Here is a 15,212-nt window from a genome sequence, read left to right on the forward strand (position 1 = left end):
AGGCAGTCCTCTATATATCGGGCCGAGTAAAAGCAACTCAGGCAGGAAACCACCTGTGCACCATACCATCGTTTACTTGCTGGGTGGTCAATCCTTTTTTCTTCAGGTACGACTGCACTTCAAAATAACCCTGGATCTTTCCCCTACTGATGCCAAAGCGGGTTACGGCATCCAGTACCTCATTCAGCGGAACTTTGTATTTCTGTTCTATACCCAGCAGGAACAGGGCAAAATCCGGGGAACTGGCTGCATCGGTGTTTTTTCTCATCGGTAATTCTTTGCCTGCTGTTCAAAAAATTTTGTGCCAAGGCCGGAAATACAAGAAATTATTGATTATCAATCAGCTAAGAAGAAATAAGAATAGTTACACGGTGTTTTAAGCATAATTTAATCAAAATCAGGGGTTAAGCCGGTTAAAATACGGGAAAAATACGGTTGGATTTACCTGGTAAATTTAGCAGCTTTGTGTAGTAAATCGTCTACACGGTTTCGGCTTCCTAATTCCTGAACAATGTATCAATCGCATACGCATATGCAAACGATGAAACGCGTACTTATCATGGCCCTGCTGCTTGTTGCAGCGATTTCGGTTTCACTTACCCGGGGACTGCCAAAAGAGAAAGAAATCTTACTTCCGCATGCTTCCGCTTCTTCCGAAGCGCTCAGCGGCAACGAACGGGTGATAGCACTTGATTCGAATATGGCGATCAACCAGGACAAAGACATCCGTATTGTGCAGAAAGGAAAGGGTTATGTGTTGCAGATAAAACATGCCAACCTTCCGATGGAAGAATACGCGGTTAAACCGGAGAAGAAACAGGACAACGGGAACGGTATGTAAATTACAGGGGTTGTATAACAGAAAAGTCCCGCGCAGGCGGGACTTTTTTATGCATGGTATAGAACCTAAGACACTGCCGAACCAAGCGACAGTAATATCCTGTGAAAAAAAGCAACATGATAAGGAAGCGCATTTTCCCAGTAAGGCCAGGTATGCGCACCGGGACGTTCCGTGTAGTCGTGCGGCGTTTTGTTATAGACGAGTCTGCGGTGCAGCTCGCGGTTGGGTTCTATCAGAAAATCGTCTACGCCGCATTCGATGATCAGGGGCAGCCCATTCTGCTTCATTTTATCGGCAAGGTTAACCACGGAGTTCTGGAAATAGTAATTGGTGCTGCTGGTATCGCGGCCAAGCAGCTTTTCAAAACGGCTGTTTACATTGCTGAGGAATTCGGGTGTGATGCGCCAGTTCTCCGTTTTCATATCAACCGCGCCGCTCATACTGCCGGCGGCACAGAAAAGATCGGGATGCCGGGCAGAGAGGTAGAGCGCGCCATGTCCGCCCATCGATAAGCCCGTAATAACCCTTCCCTTGCCGGAGCGGATGGTGCGGTAGCTGTTATCGATCTTCTGTATCACATCTTCGGTGATATAACTCTCGAACTGGCTGTTTTTGTCGAGCGGACTGTTGAGGTACCAGCTGAAAGTTTCTCCTTCGGGCATTACGATGATCAGGTTATACTGGTCTGCCAGTTTCTTCACCAGTTGTTTATCGGGTGTAAGCGTAAGCCAGTCGCGAAAATGACCGCCGCCGCCATGTAAGAGGTATAAAACGGGGTAAGCCCTGTTGTTGCCCTTGTATGAATCGGGCAGCACAACGGCGGCCTGGTAAGTTTTCTGCATCGCTTTGCTGGGTATGCTGACGGAGTCAACGACCGAGGCAAAAACGCCGGATGCAAGACAGAAAAGAACGAGCAGGATACCTGTTTTTTTCATAGTGCTGTGTTTGGCTGGTGATTATCAGGATGAGCTTATTGCGTCATCATGACACAATATAAAAAAACTACAGCAGTGCAACGCTTTTACGACGGGAATTACGCAAAGTTTTTTTCAACGGGCCTGCCGTGAAATCACCCAAAAAATACTGGGTGCCCTGTTTGGCACAGTTTTCGGGACATATGGGGAAATCCAATACCATGATCAAAACGCCCGTTCCGGTACAGCGCGCCCTGCAACTGCTGCATGAGATCAGCCCTCTCTCCCGCCCGCTCGAAACCTATCTTTCCGCATTTTTTGAGATACAGCAGTATGATGCGCATGAGTACCTGTTACGTAACGGGGAGGTATGCGACCGTATGATCTTTATTGCCGATGGCCTGGTGCAGATCTATTGCGAGCCGCCCATGCCGCTGCCGCTGGAAATGCAGGGCAAGGAGATCTGCAACTGGTTCCTGATGGAAGGTGATCTGGCTATTTCGGTAGAAAGTTTTTTTGGCCGCGAGGCTTCCGATGAATACATCAGGGCCATAGAGCCCACCACAACCGTAAGCATTTCGTATGATGCGCTGGAAAATGTATACGCCGCATTTCCCGAATTCAATTATTATGGCCGGCGACTGACGGAAGCGTATTATGTAAAAGCGATCCGGCAGCTCAAAGCCCTGCGCTACAAACGCGCCGCAGACAGCTATCGTTACCTGGAAGCACATTGCCCGAACCTGATCGAACGGGTGCCGGTACGGCATCTGGCGGGTTATCTTGGCGTGGACGAGACCTATGTAAACGCACTCGGTACCAGGAGAAAAGTGGCGAACTGAATTAACATCGTATTGCAAACCTCACAGGTACCGGTTCAGTATACCGGTAAGCTGCGGCGCATCCATGACCCCGCTCTGCCGCCATTGCAGGTTTCCCCCCTTGAACAGCAGCAGCGTGGGCACGCCCTGGATCTGGAACGAGCTCGCCGTTTGCGGGCTTTTATCGATATCGATCTTGATGATGGTGATCTTCTCGCCCAGCGTACGTTTTACCTGTTCCAGCACCGGCGCCATCATTTTACAGGGGCCGCACCAGGTGGCAGTGAAATCTACCAGTACCGGTTTGCCCGATGAGATCAGTTCCTGAAAAGCATTCATGGCCATCGTATTTTATCCTGCAAAAATAAACGATCGAAAAAAAGAAAGGTGTATTCCCGGAGGAGTACACCTTTTGTTAGAATGCTTATCCCTTTACGTTTTCCCCGAAGTATTCCGTTAAGAAAGTTCGGCGGATTGTGAAGAGAGAATCACCATTCTATTATGTCTTTACCAAGTCCAATACCGTGCCAGCTAGTGCCATGGTCATCCGGTGTCTGGGGCAGCGCCGGTTTCCCAATTTGAGGAAACCACGCCACTATTTGGGGAATTGTAGTGGTTCCGCTATAAAATGCACCGTAATTTTAACGGATGGCCTACCAGAAAAAACCCGGGATCGACATCGTCGGAAAAACACTGGATGCATTGTACCGGCACAATCCCGATGCCCTGTTCGTTATGAGCCTGATGCACCAGTATGAAGAGCGGGGAAGCCTCAGCAAAAAACAATTGCAGGGCTTACACCAGAGAGCGCTGCAGTCGAAAATCATTCCCCAGAATTGGCTGGGCACACTGGAAGCCATCATACTGAAAATGCCGACCCGGTATAAACCCGTGGAGCCCGTGGTGAAGACACCGGTGTATGAAAAAGATGAAACAACCGGCAGGATGATCGATGCCATCCTTGCCAGGTACCCGCAGCATAAAAGAGTATTGTTTCTGCAATCCAAATACCTGGCCAACAGCCTCGATAAAAAAGAAGCGGCGGAGATAAAAAAATTCCTGCTGCTTCCGGGTGTGGTATATGACCCGGGTGCTGCGGACCAATAAGACCGCAGTGCATCAGGCGCCGAACTGCCGCAGGTGGTGATCGGCATGCTTATAGGCAAACTGGCCGATCTGTTCTTTTGTCATAGGTCCGAAAAAAGGGTGTATGTATCCCGGGTTATCAAAACACGCATACTGGTCGATGCGGTTTATCCATTCTTTTTTCTGCTGTTCTGTGTCGCCTGTTTCGTGCGTGGTCTTCAGCACAGGACTTGTGGGCGAGTTTTTTCCGAACGGCTGATCGGACTTCAATGCCTTTTTCAGGAACATGGGACCGATCAGCCGCCCGATAAAGACACGTTGTATGGTGATATGCCCCAGGAACATGTCTTCGCACAACGTGCAGTGCCTGGTCATCTGGAATACATTCATCTTTCCCCAACCCGCGGTATTCTGGTCGGAAAGGGATTGTATCCTTGTTACCAGCTCTTCCTTAACGGCGGTATCAAAAACGCTTTTCATATAACAGTGCTGTTACCCGGTCAGTACCCCCAGCTCTTCATTACCTTCAGGTCTTCGCTCACTGCATCTATCGGCGCTTTGCCCTGGTAAGATTCCTGTTCGATGATAAAATGTGTGGTACCGAGTTTCCTGGCTTCGTCGGTGATGGCTTTGGTATTGGCCACGCCCGTGCCCAGTACCGTGCTTTCGTACCCCGATCCGATCTCTTTGCTTTGCGCTGATTTTGTTTCGTCTTTTACATGCAGCGATACAAAACGCCCCGGATGTTTTTTTACGATCTCGAGTGCGTTTGCACCGGTGCTGTACAGGTTGCCGATATCCAGCTGCTGCGTTACCAGGCTGGGGTCGGTGCTTTCAAGGATGATATCGTATACCAGTGTGTCGTTCAGTTTCTGCGTGAATTCAAAATTGTGGTTATGGTAGCCAAAACGCATTCCTGATTTCCGGCACAGTTCGCCGCTTTTGTTGAATACCTCCATATACCGTTTCATATCATCGTAGTTCTTGCGCAGGTTCTCATCCAGCCAGGGACTGATCACCAGTTCCTGACCCACGGCTGCCGCATCTTCCACGGTATATTTCCAGGAATCGCTGAATTCTTTTTTGGTGGCGTCCCAGTGGTCCCTTCCCATAACGGTATGTCCGCTGGGCATTTTGAGCCCGTTATCGGCCAGTACTTTTTTGAAGTCGGCGGCGGTATAACCGTAGAATTTCCGGTTCACATAATTGGCATGTTCCACATACCGGTAACCCATATCCGAAAGCGCTTTCAATGTGGCCAGGGGGTCTTTGCGCATATCATCGCGGACAGAGTATAACTGTATGCCGGTGATATGTTCTTTTGCGGCGGCGGCAAAAACCTGCCGGGAAAGCAGACCGCTTCCGGCGATCAGTACGGATGTTTTGCGAAGAAAAGATCTTCTGGATGTTGGCATGGCAATTCGTTTTATGGAATGAATATACTCATAAAAGATGAGTGGTGTGCGGGGCTTAAGGTGAACGGTGCCTGCACGGCTGTTTCCCCTGCGCGCACGATTGACTTACCTTGCAGCCATGAGAACCGCTACCATTCATGAACTGAAGCAGGAGCTGCAGTCCGTTTCGCAGGCGAGGTTACTGGAGCTTTGTCTTCGTCTGGCCAGGTTTAAGAAGGAGAACAAAGAACTGCTGACCTATCTTTTGTTGGAAGCGCAGGACGAAGAAGCTTATATCGCCGGTGTGAAAGCGCTGACCGATGAGGGGTTTTCCTCGCTTCCCCAGGGTGCTTACCTTGCCAAAAAAACGCTGCGTAAGGTATTGCGGATGGTCAATAAATACATCCGGTATACGGGCTCCAGGCAGGTGGAAGCCAGCCTGCTTACCCACTATTGCCAGAAACTGAACGCATCGGGGCTCGATTTCAGCCATAGCCCGGTACTGGCGAACCTGTACCAACAGCAGTTCAAAAAAGCCGAGGCCGCCGTGCAAACCCTGCACGAGGATCTGCAATACGATTTCTACCGCGAGCTGGAACCCCTGCGCCGGAAACCGGCAAGCACGGGGATTTCAGGTCTTTTCCGCAAAAAGAAATGAGCGGTACACCGTGCCGGAGCCGGCCGGCAATGGTTTGTGTAAAACACCGGCGCGATAATTGCGCATAATTCCCGAACTTTATTAAACCCACAAGGGATCATACTTAACAGGATGGCTATCTACACGCAGATATGGACTAAGTACATACCGGTTATCAGAATATTGATGAAACGTACCGCGCAGGGCGACCAGGTCCTCGATTTAAACCGGATAGATTTTGAACGGGCCGGAAGCGCGCGCAAGGCCGGCTACAAGTTCTCTATTGAATTTACCAATGGCAAAGTTGCCAATGTGATCAGCAATCTTCCCATGGCCCCGGAACTGGCGGTGGCCATGCAGGATGACCCCGTTATCCGCGATCTTATCTCCTCCAATAACTATGTGGTTTCGCTGAATACCCGTTACCAGCTGAGTTTAAAGAACATATCCCAGAACGGGGACTGAGTCCGGAATAAACGCCCGGTCTATTGTTTATGACTGTCCGCCGGGAGTGCGTCGTACGGCAACAGTTCTGGCAATGTATTTTTTAAAGCGTCCCTCTTACCACCCCGCCATCCACCGTTATGGTCTGCCCCGTAATATACCTGCTTGCAGGGCTAAGGAGCCAGAGCGCCAGGCTGGCAAAATCATCCGCCTCACCCAATGCACCAACGGGTATTTGGTTTACCGCCGCTGTTTTTATCTGTTCGAACGGCAGGCCTGTCTGTTCACTTTTTTTATGGTAGATGCGGTCTATGGCCGGCGTATTGTGCGAGCCGGGGCCGATCACATTGGCGGTGATACCGGTTCGGGCAATTTCCTGCGACAGGGTTTTGACCATACCCACCACTGCCACCCGCAGCGAATTACTCAATACCAGGTTTTCGAGCGGTTGTTTTACAGAAGCGCTTTCGATAAACAGCAGGCGTCCGTAGCCGTATGGCTGCATCAGCGGCACCAGCGCCTGGGTAAAAGCCACTTTCCACCGGAGAAGGGTTCTGTAGGCATTGTCCCAATCCTCGGCGGTGGTCTCCATCACCGTCTTCGCCGGCGGTCCGCCGGCATTGATCAGCGCACCGTGCAATTGCCGGCCGCCGATGGCGGCTATTGTTTTCTGCCGGGTTTCTTCGTCCGTGATATCTCCCGCAACGATGGTTACGCGTTCCGGGGCCAGCGATGCCAGCGTTTCCAGTTTGTCGGTTCTTCTTGCCACGGCTATGACAGATGCTTCTTCGGAGATCAATGCTTCCGCGATGGCTTTCCCAAATCCGGAGCTGGCGCCGCAAACAATGAATAGCTGGTTATTGAGGTGGAGGTTCATGGGCGTTGAGTCGTGAGTCGGCAATCGCAAAAATAATACATCCTGTATTCAGCGCTTATTAATTAGTTTTAGAAAAAAACAAGTATGCTTACCAGAAAAACCAGGGCGCTGGCAGCGCTTATTGCCTTGTCTGCCGTATTGTTCTCCTTCCGTATTGCACAGGCCGATTTCTCCGGTACCTGGTCGCTCAACGAAAGTAAGAGCGAGCTGGGCCAGTTCGGCGGTCGCATGGCCGACAGCAAGATCAGCATCGAGCAGAAAGAAGGTATTCTGACGGTTACACGCACCCGGGCTGGAATGGGCGGTCAGGAGGTAACCACCAAGGAAACGCTGACAGAAGGAAAAGAAAGCGAAGTGGCCATCAACGCCTCCATCAAGAAAAAATCAACGCTCAAATGGGCGGCAGACGGACAGAGTTTTACACTCAGCTATGTTATTTCCGGCGATTTTAACGGCAATGCATTCGAATGGAAAGGCACGGAAACCTGGGCCATCGCCGCAGACGGTAAAACATTCAGTCTGACCGGCACACTCAATACACCGCAGGGCGAGGTAACGACCAAGGCGGCATACGATAAAAAATAATCCGGCCCAGCTAACAGCCGTTTGCCGAATGGCAGATGCCCTGCGGCAAACGGCTGTTAGCCCACCGATCCGAACGCTTCCAGGTATTTGGCGATGTAGAAGTCTTTCTGCTTTGACCGGTACTGCATGATAAACCGCGGGTGTTCGAGTGCGACGATCTTTTTGAAATATTTTTTCTCTCCGTTAAGCACGCGCAGGAATTTTTCATTTTTGCCTGTGCCAAAACAGAATACGGTATCGGTTTCCACACCCAGGCGGATCTGCCTTCGGATGCTGGTGTTGATGAAACCGTATACGGATACCGTCAGTTCCCCGCTGTCGTAATAATTGTAATTCACCTCTTTTCCGCCGGGTCTTTCCGAGGTAAAACCAAGCGGACACACCGAATTGATATAGATCTTTCCGTAAAATGCATCAGGTCCGCCGAAGGCGTCGATCATTTCATAGATAAATACCGAAGAGGGCTCATGGGCCATCGGTCCGGGGTAAGCGAGACCGCATTTTTCCACCAGTCTTTTTGGGTCGGTGAAAGGGATGCCTGTCAGTCCGCCGCCAAACCGGCCGGGGTTGATACCGAGTACCAGGTGCCTGGGCCGGTTATCGTCGTAGTATTTTTTGTAAAAACCCGCAGCGATCTCCCGGATGCCCTTATTCTCCCGGAAAGGGTTCATGATACGGATGCCTTTTGGCAATTCCCCGGTAAACCGGATGGTATTGTTGAATGTAATAACCCTGTCGGCGAATGTTTCAGTCATGGTGAACAATAGAACAATTGAACAAGGAGCAAGGAATTTAGAACAATAGAACCTGTCTGCCGACAGGCAGGCGAGGAATATCGAATATCGATCGGAGAAGAACCGGGTTGATATCCTGAGTAAAAATACAGCAGCCGGTGGGAATATCGAGCAATATAACAATTAGAACAATGGAACCTGTCTGCCGAAGGCAGGCAAGGAATAGCGAATATCGATATATTTTTCTCCGATCGATATCCCCTGTTCAATTGTTCTATTGCTCGATATTCAATTCATCCCTTTCTCCACCGCATAAGTGATGATACCCGCGATGCTCTTGGCGCCGATCTTGTCCATGATGCGGGTGCGGTGTCCTTCCACGGTGCGTTTGCTCAGGTTCATGGTATGCGCGATCTCTTTGCTGGTGCATTCGCGGCAGATCAGTCTGATGATGGATTTTTCCCGCTCCGAAAAATGAATGGCCAGTTTGGTGGTGGACTGGTAATTGCGCGAAACGATCTCGGTGAGTTTTTCGGTGATCTCGCGGCAGAAATACGGTTTGTACTGGAATACCGTGGCAATGGCTTCGGAGATCTCCTCCTGGTCGGCGCTTTTCAGCACGTATCCCAGCGCACCTGCTTCGAGCATCTGCAGAATGGGTTCTTCCCGGCCATGTGCCGACATAACGATCACCCGCCCGGCCTGTTTGCGCCGTGTCAGCTCGCGCGTGGCCGTAATACCGTCCATAACGGGCATGCCGATATCGGTGATGATGATATCGGGAGAAAGTTCGGCGGTGCGCCGTACCAGTTCCAGGCCATTGCCCGCTTCTCCCACCACATCGATATTTTTCTGCTGCGAAAGAAGTTGTTTCAATCCCGTGCGGAAAACACTATGGTCATCCGCTATCAGGATCCTGATGTTACGTTTTTCCATAAAAGCATTTTTACGTGTCAGATATACGGTTCCGTTTTGCCGCAACCAGGGGCTGCCGTTACGCGGGTATAACCGGTATTTTCCGAAAGCTACCGGATGCTTTCTATCTGCACAAGGGTGAAAACACGGTGTTTTGAAAAAGGGGGCTGCTATATATCCGCGAGGCGAAAGGTATAAATGACCGTTATTTATACCCTGGGTGGTTTGTATGCTTCCAGTAATACATGAATCTCTATGTCCAGTCCCTGTGCCAGGGAAACCAGTGTGGTGAAGGCAAAATTGACTTTTCCTTTCTCAATGCGCTGAACCTGGCTGTATTCCAGACCCGAAGCGGCCGCAAGCTGTCGGATACTGTAGCCCTTCTCCTGTCTGACCCTTGTCAGGTGCGAAGCAAAGCGGAGCAATATCTTTTCCTTGCCAGTCATTCTGAAACAAGGTCATTGGTATTGACTGATTTTTTGACGTATAATTATATATCAGTCGTTTTTCTCTGTAACTTGTACCTGCTTCCATGACACCAAAAACAGACCATACGCATGAGCCGGTTTCCCTCGAAACAAAGCATCGGATACTCTATGCGCTTGCCATAACGCTTATCAGGAAGACGCCCTATCCCTGGAAGCCCGCCGCCGGCAAAAAGAAACGCGAAAGCAGTTATATCAACCACGACTGATCCTTCTTTTTCTTCCTTGCTTTCTTTTACGAAAGCTTTCCGCTGCTGCTCACCTCCGATGATGGTCAGGCGTTGTTAATAACTCATACCTTAAATGTGGAGTATTATATCGTCCATGATTGTAGATACCTGTTTATTTTATTGAAATTTAAACTACTTATTACCCATTAATTCGTTAATCATGGTACCCGCCATTACTTCGGCCTACCTGATGGTCAGCAAACATGGTTTTGCCGACATCATGCAAAACAGCAGCACCGGCGAAAAATCTTTACATGCTTCCGCTTTTTTTGATGAAGGAGATGTGATCTGTGATTTTGAAGGACAAAGAATGCTCGACACACCCAGTTACCTGACCGTGCAGGTGGGGGAGAACAGGCACATACTGCTGCACCCTGAATTTTTACAGTACATCAACCACAGCTGTGCACCGAATGTTTTTTTCGACACATCGGCCATGCAGCTTATCGCGCTGAAAGCGATACAGCCGGGTGATGAACTGCTTTTTTTCTATCCCTCCACCGAATGGGATATGGCGCAGCCCTTTGATTGTTTCTGCGGCACACCGCAGTGTCTGCATCGTATACAGGGCGCGGCGCATCTGCGCGATGAAGAGATCATGCAGTACCGTCTTACGCGGTTCATACAGGAGAAGGTTCAAAACAGGAGTGCAAGATAGATCATGGAGAAGGCTTCACCCTTTATCGCATCCGTTCCTGCAGACCGGCTCAAGGTCTGGGTGCTTGCACCGTCTCTTGTTACCAACGACGCCAATATCGATTACTACTACGATTTCAGCCAGAGTATTGCCGAATACACCAGCGTGTTTTCCGCCCTCGGTATCAGCTGGCAATGGCAACCCGTAACGATACAGGATTATGCGGCGGTCATTGACGGCATCGCTGCGGAAAAACAGTCGGGCCAGACAGAACCCCTTGTCTTCAATCTCTGCGACGGCGATGAAGTGAATGGCACGCCGGGTATCTCCGTGGTTAGGCTGCTGGAAGAAAAAGGACTGGTATACACGGGCTCCGATGAATATTTCTACCGCATCACCACTTCCAAGATCCCCATGAAACGCGCTTTCGACAAAGCGGGTGTTCCCACGGCGAAATGGGAGGCGATCCTTTCTCCCGGGCAGGATGTATCGGGTATATTCGATCGGCTGGGTACGCCGCTGATCGTAAAACCGGCGGTTTCGGGAGGCAGCATGGGTGTGGGTACGCGTAATGTGGTGTATAACGAGACCCAACTGCGTGAACAGCTGGCCAACATGTTCGAAGGCTACCGCGGATGGAACCTTTCTTCGGACGGGGTTATTGCAGAAGCTTTTATTACCGGCCCGGAATTTACCACCCTCATCGTGGGCTCATCAAAGCACCCCAAACAATGCAGGGTGTACCAGCCGGTGGAAAGGGTGTTCCACGAATCCCTTCCCGATAACGAAAAATTTCTTTCGTTCGACAGGCTCTGGGAGATCTACGAGGAAGAGGCGCCCATGCCCGGGGATGCCTGTTTCTATGAATACCGGCTGCCTGATGAAGCGTTGCACGATGCATTGAAAAAAACCAGTCTCGACGCCTATCTTTCGGTAAAAGGCACGGGCTATACGCGTGTTGACCTGCGCATGGATGCCGCCACCGGAAAACTGTTCGTGCTCGAAGTAAATGCGCAGTGCGGTATCAGCGAAGACGAAGACTTTACCTCCATCGGTGCCATCCTGCGCGTAAGCGATGCCTCGTTTACATCGCTGGTTACAGAGATCATCAACGATGCCTACAGAAGATATATACAGCAACCGCATAAAGTAAAAGAAGAAACCGGCGCGCAGGTAGTGCCATTGACTGCCGGAAGGGCCCAGCGAAAAAAGATACGATGAAAGTCTGCGTACTACAACCCGATTATTCAACCACTGCCGTTGACTATCAATATTACGATCCGCCCCGCCATCTTTCAGCACTGTTGCCCGATGCGCAGGTAGACCATATCTTTCTCAACAAACTTACCACTTACCGGCAGTTGAAAAACCTGCAGCACGCAGGCTACGATGTATTCGTAAACCTCTGCGAGGGATACCTGGAATGGGAAGTGCCTTCCATCGATGTGATCTATACGCTGGAACTGCTGGGAATGCCGTTCACCGGTCCTTCCACCCTGTTGTACGACCCCGCCAAAGAGCTCATGAAATACGTGGCGTACTGCGAGGGCGTGGCCACACCGGCCTATGTGCTGATCGAAAAACAGGAGCCGGTTCCCGCAGCGCTTCAGCAGCTCGGGTTTCCTTTGTTCCTGAAACCGGCCAAAGCCGGCGACAGCCTGGGCATTGACCAGCAATCGCTGGTGCGGGATGAAAAGGAACTGGCGGCGAAGCTGGGTGCCCTGCTTCCCGAATACCCGCAGGTGCTCGCAGAAGCGTACATTGACGGAAGGGAATTCACCGTACTGATCGCCGCAAACGAGGACGGAAAAACGGCCACCGTTTTTAAACCCGTTGAATTCATTTTTCCCGAAGGGTCTGCTTTCAAGACCTATGCGTTAAAAACATCGGAACTGCATCCCGAAGCCAATATACCCGTAACGGACCCCGCCATTGAACAGCAGCTCCGCGATGCCGCGGCAAGAATCTTCAGGGGTTTTAACGGGGTGGGTTATGCCAGGCTGGATTTCAGGATGGATGCTTCGGGCAGGCTGTATTTTCTGGAGATCAATTTTACCTGTTCCGTTTTTTACAAAGACGGTTACGAGGGTTCCGCTGATTATATCCTCAGGTACGATGGCATCGGCCAGCCGGGTTTTCTCCGGCATATCATCGCCGAAGGCATCGCCCGGTACAAACGCATGCAGAAAAAATATACTATCAAGGGCAATGCGATCTCGGGCTACGGTATCTACGCAAACCAGGCAATTAGGTCTAATGAAGTGATTTTCAACGGAGAAGGCCTGTCGCAGCGCTTGATCACCCGCCGCTATGTGGAAAAAAACTGGGATGATAATCAACAGGAAATCTTCCGGCGCTATGCGTACCCACTGAGCAATGAAGTATTTTTGCTCTGGGATAATGATCCGTCGGCATGGGCTCCGCAAAACCATAGCTGCCAACCAAACACCATCTACGACGGCCTGAACGTGATCGCCAGCCGCGATATCGAACCGGACCAGGAACTAACCCTTGACTATGCATCCTTTCTGGATGACCGTATGGAGCCTTTTACCTGCCATTGCGGCGCACCCGGTTGCCAGGGCCTGATCAAAGGCGTTCCCGGCAATTCGGTTACCGCAAGAGAAACCGCCAAGCGGTCTTAAACATTTTCCCGCCAACAGCGTCAAACTTACTTTCCCATTAAAGCGAAGCATGACCGTTGTATAACCGCGTGCAGGTAAGGGATCTGCATGCAAAAATGTGAAGGAGAGAGTATGTCCAGATTTGCAATTCTGAAAAAATTAATGAAAGAACACCGCTGGCAACTGGTGTTCACCTATTCGCTGTTCTCACTGGAAATGCTGGGCGCACTGATGCGGCCTTATTTTCTGGGTGAGGCTGTGAACGGACTGATGAAAGGAAGTTACCAAGGCCTGTTCCTGTTATCGGGTGTGCATCTTGCCTGGCTGGTGATCGGCACGCTGCGGCACCGCTTTGATACGCGCACCTATTCTGCCATTTACACCTCGCTGGTAACCAATTTTCTTTCCAGGAGAATACTGCGTTCGGATGTATCCAGGCTTACCGCGCATTCCGCGCTGGCCAGGGAGTTTGTGGATTTTCTTGAGTTCGACCTGGTGTATGTGATCGAAGCTTTGTACAACCTGTTCGGGTCACTGGTGCTGCTGTATTTCTACGACAGCTCGGTGGTATTGCTCTGTCTGGCGATATTGGCGCCCGTTATGGCCATCAGTTATTTCTACGGAAAGCGGATGAAAAAACTGAACCGTTATAAAAACGACGAACTGGAAAAACAGGTGGACATTATTTCTTCGGGCGACAGGAAAGCGATCTCCAGGCATTTTAACAACCTCCGCCACTGGCAGGTGCGTATCAGCGACCAGGAAGCCTGGAACTTCGGTATCATGGAGCTGATGGTAATGATCGTGATCGGTATTTCGCTGCTGCTCACCAATTCACTGACCACCGGAACGGTGCTGGCCGGCAGCCTGATCGGCATCTATAACTATATATTGAAATTTGTGTCGGGGCTGGATACGATACCCTATACGGTACAGCGGCTCACCTCGCTCAATGATATCACCAGAAGGATTCAGCTGCAGGAGGAAGATATGCGCAACCCGACGCTTTTGGTGGCATAAATTGATTACGGATTCATGGATTACGGATTTGCCGATGGGAGATTCCCGGAGAGAAAAATCCGCATCCGTATTCTGCGCATCCTTTAATTGATTATTTTTCCTCAACCAACGAATTAAAGCAAACCATTATGAAAAATTATTTTGTTCCCGCTTTTTTATTACTGACGACGGCATCATTTGCGCAGCGTGTGAACCAGGACAGTCTGGTGAACGAATCAAAGAAAACAGAAGTGTGGCAGCCCGTGCCGAAACCGGTAACACCCGGCGCCACCGCATCCGAGGCCCCTTCTGATGCCATTGTATTGTTTAATGGCACCAATCTCGATAGCTGGGTAAAGGAAAGCGATAACAAAGCGCCGGGCTGGAAACTGGACGGCGACGGCGCGATGACGGTTGTAAAGGGTTCGGGTAACCTCAAAACAAAACAGGCATTCGGAAACTGCCAGCTGCACATTGAATGGCGCGAGCCCTCGGCCATAGCGGGGTCCAGCCAGTCGCGCGGCAACAGCGGCATCTTCTTCATGGGCAAATACGAACTGCAGGTGCTGGATTCGTATAATAATCCCACGTATGTAAACGGCCAGGCGGGCAGCATTTATAAACAGCATATACCCCTTGTAAACGCATCGCGCAAACCCGGTGAATGGCAGAGCTACGATGTAATCTTTACCGCACCGTCTTTTGACGCTGCAGGAAAAGTTCTTTCGCCCGCCCGCATCACCGTACTGCACAATGGCGTACTTGTTCAGAACAACGTGGCCATAAAAGGGTCCACCCAATGGATAGGCCAGCCTTCTTACGAGAAGCACGGCGACAAAGAGCCCATTGTACTGCAAGACCATGGCAAAGACGGCGGCAACCCCATGAGCTACCGCAATATCTGGGTGAGGGAGTTGAATTAGGGATTGCGGATTAGCGGATTGGCGGATTTTTTTCTCTCTGCGAAACGTTGCCTCTCTGCCTCTTTG

21 protein-coding genes are annotated in these 15,212 nt (G+C 50.5%); 12 read left to right on the forward strand and 9 right to left on the reverse strand.

The annotated features are described in order from the left end of the window. Positions 1–37: 37 nt before the first annotated feature. Entirely contained in the window at positions 38–268 is a 231-nt protein-coding gene (locus tag GWC94_RS16405) for a hypothetical protein (RefSeq protein WP_161836462.1), read from the reverse strand. Between the two features lie 273 nt (positions 269–541). On the opposite strand from GWC94_RS16405, the gene GWC94_RS16410 reads away from it, so the two are divergent. Continuing rightward, a complete protein-coding gene (locus tag GWC94_RS16410; protein WP_161836464.1) occupies positions 542–841 on the forward strand; it encodes a hypothetical protein in 300 nt (99 codons plus the stop codon). A 65-nt stretch (positions 842–906) separates the two neighbouring features. On the opposite strand, the gene GWC94_RS16415 is transcribed toward GWC94_RS16410, so the two are convergent. Next, on the reverse strand, positions 907–1,776 hold the full coding sequence (locus GWC94_RS16415) for an alpha/beta hydrolase (RefSeq protein WP_161836466.1): 870 nt from the start codon (positions 1,774–1,776) through the stop codon (positions 907–909). Positions 1,777–1,904: 128 nt separating this feature from the next. On the opposite strand from GWC94_RS16415, the gene GWC94_RS16420 reads away from it, so the two are divergent. Continuing rightward, the gene (locus GWC94_RS16420) at positions 1,905–2,597 is read left to right on the forward strand and encodes a Crp/Fnr family transcriptional regulator (RefSeq protein WP_161836468.1); all 693 of its coding nucleotides are present in this window, start codon (positions 1,905–1,907) and stop codon (positions 2,595–2,597) included. Between the two features lie 21 nt (positions 2,598–2,618). Here GWC94_RS16420 and trxA read toward each other — a convergent pair whose 3' ends face one another. Then, positions 2,619–2,915 carry a thioredoxin gene (gene trxA / locus GWC94_RS16425; protein WP_161836470.1) on the reverse strand — a complete coding sequence of 99 codons (297 nt, stop codon included), beginning with the start codon at positions 2,913–2,915 and terminating at the stop codon, positions 2,619–2,621. A 309-nt stretch (positions 2,916–3,224) separates the two neighbouring features. Between trxA and GWC94_RS16430 the strand changes: the two genes are divergently transcribed. Continuing rightward, the gene (locus tag GWC94_RS16430; protein WP_161836472.1) at positions 3,225–3,683 is read left to right on the forward strand and encodes a hypothetical protein; all 459 of its coding nucleotides are present in this window, start codon (positions 3,225–3,227) and stop codon (positions 3,681–3,683) included. Between the two features lie 12 nt (positions 3,684–3,695). Here the strand turns inward: GWC94_RS16430 and GWC94_RS16435 are convergent, their stop codons facing one another. Together GWC94_RS16435 and GWC94_RS16440 are read right to left on the reverse strand one after the other, a co-directional pair. Next, the gene (locus GWC94_RS16435; RefSeq protein WP_161836475.1) at positions 3,696–4,142 is read right to left on the reverse strand and encodes a DUF1569 domain-containing protein; all 447 of its coding nucleotides are present in this window, start codon (positions 4,140–4,142) and stop codon (positions 3,696–3,698) included. A 20-nt stretch (positions 4,143–4,162) separates the two neighbouring features. Next, entirely contained in the window at positions 4,163–5,077 is a 915-nt protein-coding gene (locus tag GWC94_RS16440; protein ID WP_161836477.1) for a sugar phosphate isomerase/epimerase family protein, read from the reverse strand. Between the two features lie 118 nt (positions 5,078–5,195). On the opposite strand from GWC94_RS16440, the gene GWC94_RS16445 reads away from it, so the two are divergent. Continuing rightward, on the forward strand, positions 5,196–5,714 hold the full coding sequence (locus GWC94_RS16445; protein WP_161836479.1) for a hypothetical protein: 519 nt from the start codon (positions 5,196–5,198) through the stop codon (positions 5,712–5,714). 165 nt (positions 5,715–5,879) lie between these two features. After that, positions 5,880–6,158, forward strand: coding sequence for a hypothetical protein (locus tag GWC94_RS16450; RefSeq protein WP_161836481.1), 279 nt, complete (start codon positions 5,880–5,882; stop codon positions 6,156–6,158). 82 nt (positions 6,159–6,240) lie between these two features. On the opposite strand, the gene GWC94_RS16455 is transcribed toward GWC94_RS16450, so the two are convergent. Further along, entirely contained in the window at positions 6,241–7,014 is a 774-nt protein-coding gene (locus GWC94_RS16455) for an SDR family oxidoreductase (RefSeq protein ID WP_161836483.1), read from the reverse strand. 84 nt (positions 7,015–7,098) lie between these two features. Here GWC94_RS16455 and GWC94_RS16460 point away from each other — a divergent pair, with 84 nt between their 5' ends. After that, positions 7,099–7,599, forward strand: coding sequence for a hypothetical protein (locus GWC94_RS16460; RefSeq protein WP_161836485.1), 501 nt, complete (start codon positions 7,099–7,101; stop codon positions 7,597–7,599). A 56-nt stretch (positions 7,600–7,655) separates the two neighbouring features. Here GWC94_RS16460 and GWC94_RS16465 read toward each other — a convergent pair whose 3' ends face one another. The 3 genes from GWC94_RS16465 to GWC94_RS16475 form a co-directional block, all read right to left on the reverse strand. Next, a complete protein-coding gene (locus GWC94_RS16465; RefSeq protein ID WP_161836487.1) occupies positions 7,656–8,354 on the reverse strand; it encodes a uracil-DNA glycosylase family protein in 699 nt (232 codons plus the stop codon). A gap of 267 nt (positions 8,355–8,621) precedes the next feature. Continuing rightward, complete coding sequence (locus GWC94_RS16470) at positions 8,622–9,269, reverse strand: response regulator transcription factor (RefSeq protein ID WP_161836489.1); 648 nt, start codon at positions 9,267–9,269, stop codon at positions 8,622–8,624. Positions 9,270–9,457: 188 nt separating this feature from the next. Continuing rightward, positions 9,458–9,694 carry a helix-turn-helix domain-containing protein gene (locus GWC94_RS16475; protein ID WP_161836491.1) on the reverse strand — a complete coding sequence of 79 codons (237 nt, stop codon included), beginning with the start codon at positions 9,692–9,694 and terminating at the stop codon, positions 9,458–9,460. An 86-nt stretch (positions 9,695–9,780) separates the two neighbouring features. On the opposite strand from GWC94_RS16475, the gene GWC94_RS16480 reads away from it, so the two are divergent. From GWC94_RS16480 to GWC94_RS16505, 6 genes are all read left to right on the forward strand, one after another. Continuing rightward, positions 9,781–9,942, forward strand: coding sequence for a hypothetical protein (locus tag GWC94_RS16480; RefSeq protein ID WP_161836493.1), 162 nt, complete (start codon positions 9,781–9,783; stop codon positions 9,940–9,942). Positions 9,943–10,123: 181 nt separating this feature from the next. Next, entirely contained in the window at positions 10,124–10,621 is a 498-nt protein-coding gene (locus GWC94_RS16485; protein WP_161836495.1) for an SET domain-containing protein-lysine N-methyltransferase, read from the forward strand. A 3-nt stretch (positions 10,622–10,624) separates the two neighbouring features. After that, a complete protein-coding gene (locus GWC94_RS16490) occupies positions 10,625–11,821 on the forward strand; it encodes a D-alanine--D-alanine ligase family protein (RefSeq protein WP_161836497.1) in 1,197 nt (398 codons plus the stop codon). Next, complete coding sequence (locus GWC94_RS16495) at positions 11,818–13,245, forward strand: SET domain-containing protein-lysine N-methyltransferase (protein ID WP_161836499.1); 1,428 nt, start codon at positions 11,818–11,820, stop codon at positions 13,243–13,245. The genes GWC94_RS16490 and GWC94_RS16495 overlap by 4 nt, the downstream gene beginning before the upstream one ends. Before the next feature lie 111 nt (positions 13,246–13,356). Next, on the forward strand, positions 13,357–14,244 hold the full coding sequence (locus tag GWC94_RS16500) for an ABC transporter six-transmembrane domain-containing protein (RefSeq protein WP_161836501.1): 888 nt from the start codon (positions 13,357–13,359) through the stop codon (positions 14,242–14,244). A 128-nt stretch (positions 14,245–14,372) separates the two neighbouring features. Continuing rightward, positions 14,373–15,146, forward strand: a complete 774-nt coding sequence (locus GWC94_RS16505; RefSeq protein WP_161836503.1) for a 3-keto-disaccharide hydrolase — start codon at positions 14,373–14,375, stop codon at positions 15,144–15,146. Positions 15,147–15,212: the final 66 nt, after the last annotated feature.

The organism is Sediminibacterium soli (assembly GCF_009939225.1).
GTDB classification, from domain to species: Bacteria; Bacteroidota; Bacteroidia; order Chitinophagales; family Chitinophagaceae; genus Sediminibacterium; species Sediminibacterium soli.

What these genes read in the sequence shown, in the direction of transcription:
- GWC94_RS16405 (WP_161836462.1), bottom strand. Translation starts at nt 268, where the DNA reads ATGAGAAAAAACACCGATGCAGCCAGTTCCCCGGATTTTGCCCTGTTC.
- GWC94_RS16410 (WP_161836464.1), top strand. Translation starts at nt 542, where the DNA reads ATGAAACGCGTACTTATCATGGCCCTGCTGCTTGTTGCAGCGATTTCG.
- GWC94_RS16415 (WP_161836466.1), bottom strand. Translation starts at nt 1,776, where the DNA reads ATGAAAAAAACAGGTATCCTGCTCGTTCTTTTCTGTCTTGCATCCGGC.
- trxA (WP_161836470.1), bottom strand. Translation starts at nt 2,915, where the DNA reads ATGAATGCTTTTCAGGAACTGATCTCATCGGGCAAACCGGTACTGGTA.
- GWC94_RS16430 (WP_161836472.1), top strand. Translation starts at nt 3,225, where the DNA reads ATGGCCTACCAGAAAAAACCCGGGATCGACATCGTCGGAAAAACACTG.
- GWC94_RS16435 (WP_161836475.1), bottom strand. Translation starts at nt 4,142, where the DNA reads ATGAAAAGCGTTTTTGATACCGCCGTTAAGGAAGAGCTGGTAACAAGG.
- GWC94_RS16440 (WP_161836477.1), bottom strand. Translation starts at nt 5,077, where the DNA reads ATGCCAACATCCAGAAGATCTTTTCTTCGCAAAACATCCGTACTGATC.
- GWC94_RS16445 (WP_161836479.1), top strand. Translation starts at nt 5,196, where the DNA reads ATGAGAACCGCTACCATTCATGAACTGAAGCAGGAGCTGCAGTCCGTT.
- GWC94_RS16450 (WP_161836481.1), top strand. Translation starts at nt 5,880, where the DNA reads ATGAAACGTACCGCGCAGGGCGACCAGGTCCTCGATTTAAACCGGATA.
- GWC94_RS16455 (WP_161836483.1), bottom strand. Translation starts at nt 7,014, where the DNA reads ATGAACCTCCACCTCAATAACCAGCTATTCATTGTTTGCGGCGCCAGC.
- GWC94_RS16460 (WP_161836485.1), top strand. Translation starts at nt 7,099, where the DNA reads ATGCTTACCAGAAAAACCAGGGCGCTGGCAGCGCTTATTGCCTTGTCT.
- GWC94_RS16465 (WP_161836487.1), bottom strand. Translation starts at nt 8,354, where the DNA reads ATGACTGAAACATTCGCCGACAGGGTTATTACATTCAACAATACCATC.
- GWC94_RS16470 (WP_161836489.1), bottom strand. Translation starts at nt 9,269, where the DNA reads ATGGAAAAACGTAACATCAGGATCCTGATAGCGGATGACCATAGTGTT.
- GWC94_RS16475 (WP_161836491.1), bottom strand. Translation starts at nt 9,694, where the DNA reads ATGACTGGCAAGGAAAAGATATTGCTCCGCTTTGCTTCGCACCTGACA.
- GWC94_RS16480 (WP_161836493.1), top strand. Translation starts at nt 9,781, where the DNA reads ATGACACCAAAAACAGACCATACGCATGAGCCGGTTTCCCTCGAAACA.
- GWC94_RS16485 (WP_161836495.1), top strand. Translation starts at nt 10,124, where the DNA reads ATGGTACCCGCCATTACTTCGGCCTACCTGATGGTCAGCAAACATGGT.
- GWC94_RS16490 (WP_161836497.1), top strand. Translation starts at nt 10,625, where the DNA reads ATGGAGAAGGCTTCACCCTTTATCGCATCCGTTCCTGCAGACCGGCTC.
- GWC94_RS16495 (WP_161836499.1), top strand. Translation starts at nt 11,818, where the DNA reads ATGAAAGTCTGCGTACTACAACCCGATTATTCAACCACTGCCGTTGAC.
- GWC94_RS16500 (WP_161836501.1), top strand. Translation starts at nt 13,357, where the DNA reads ATGTCCAGATTTGCAATTCTGAAAAAATTAATGAAAGAACACCGCTGG.
- GWC94_RS16505 (WP_161836503.1), top strand. Translation starts at nt 14,373, where the DNA reads ATGAAAAATTATTTTGTTCCCGCTTTTTTATTACTGACGACGGCATCA.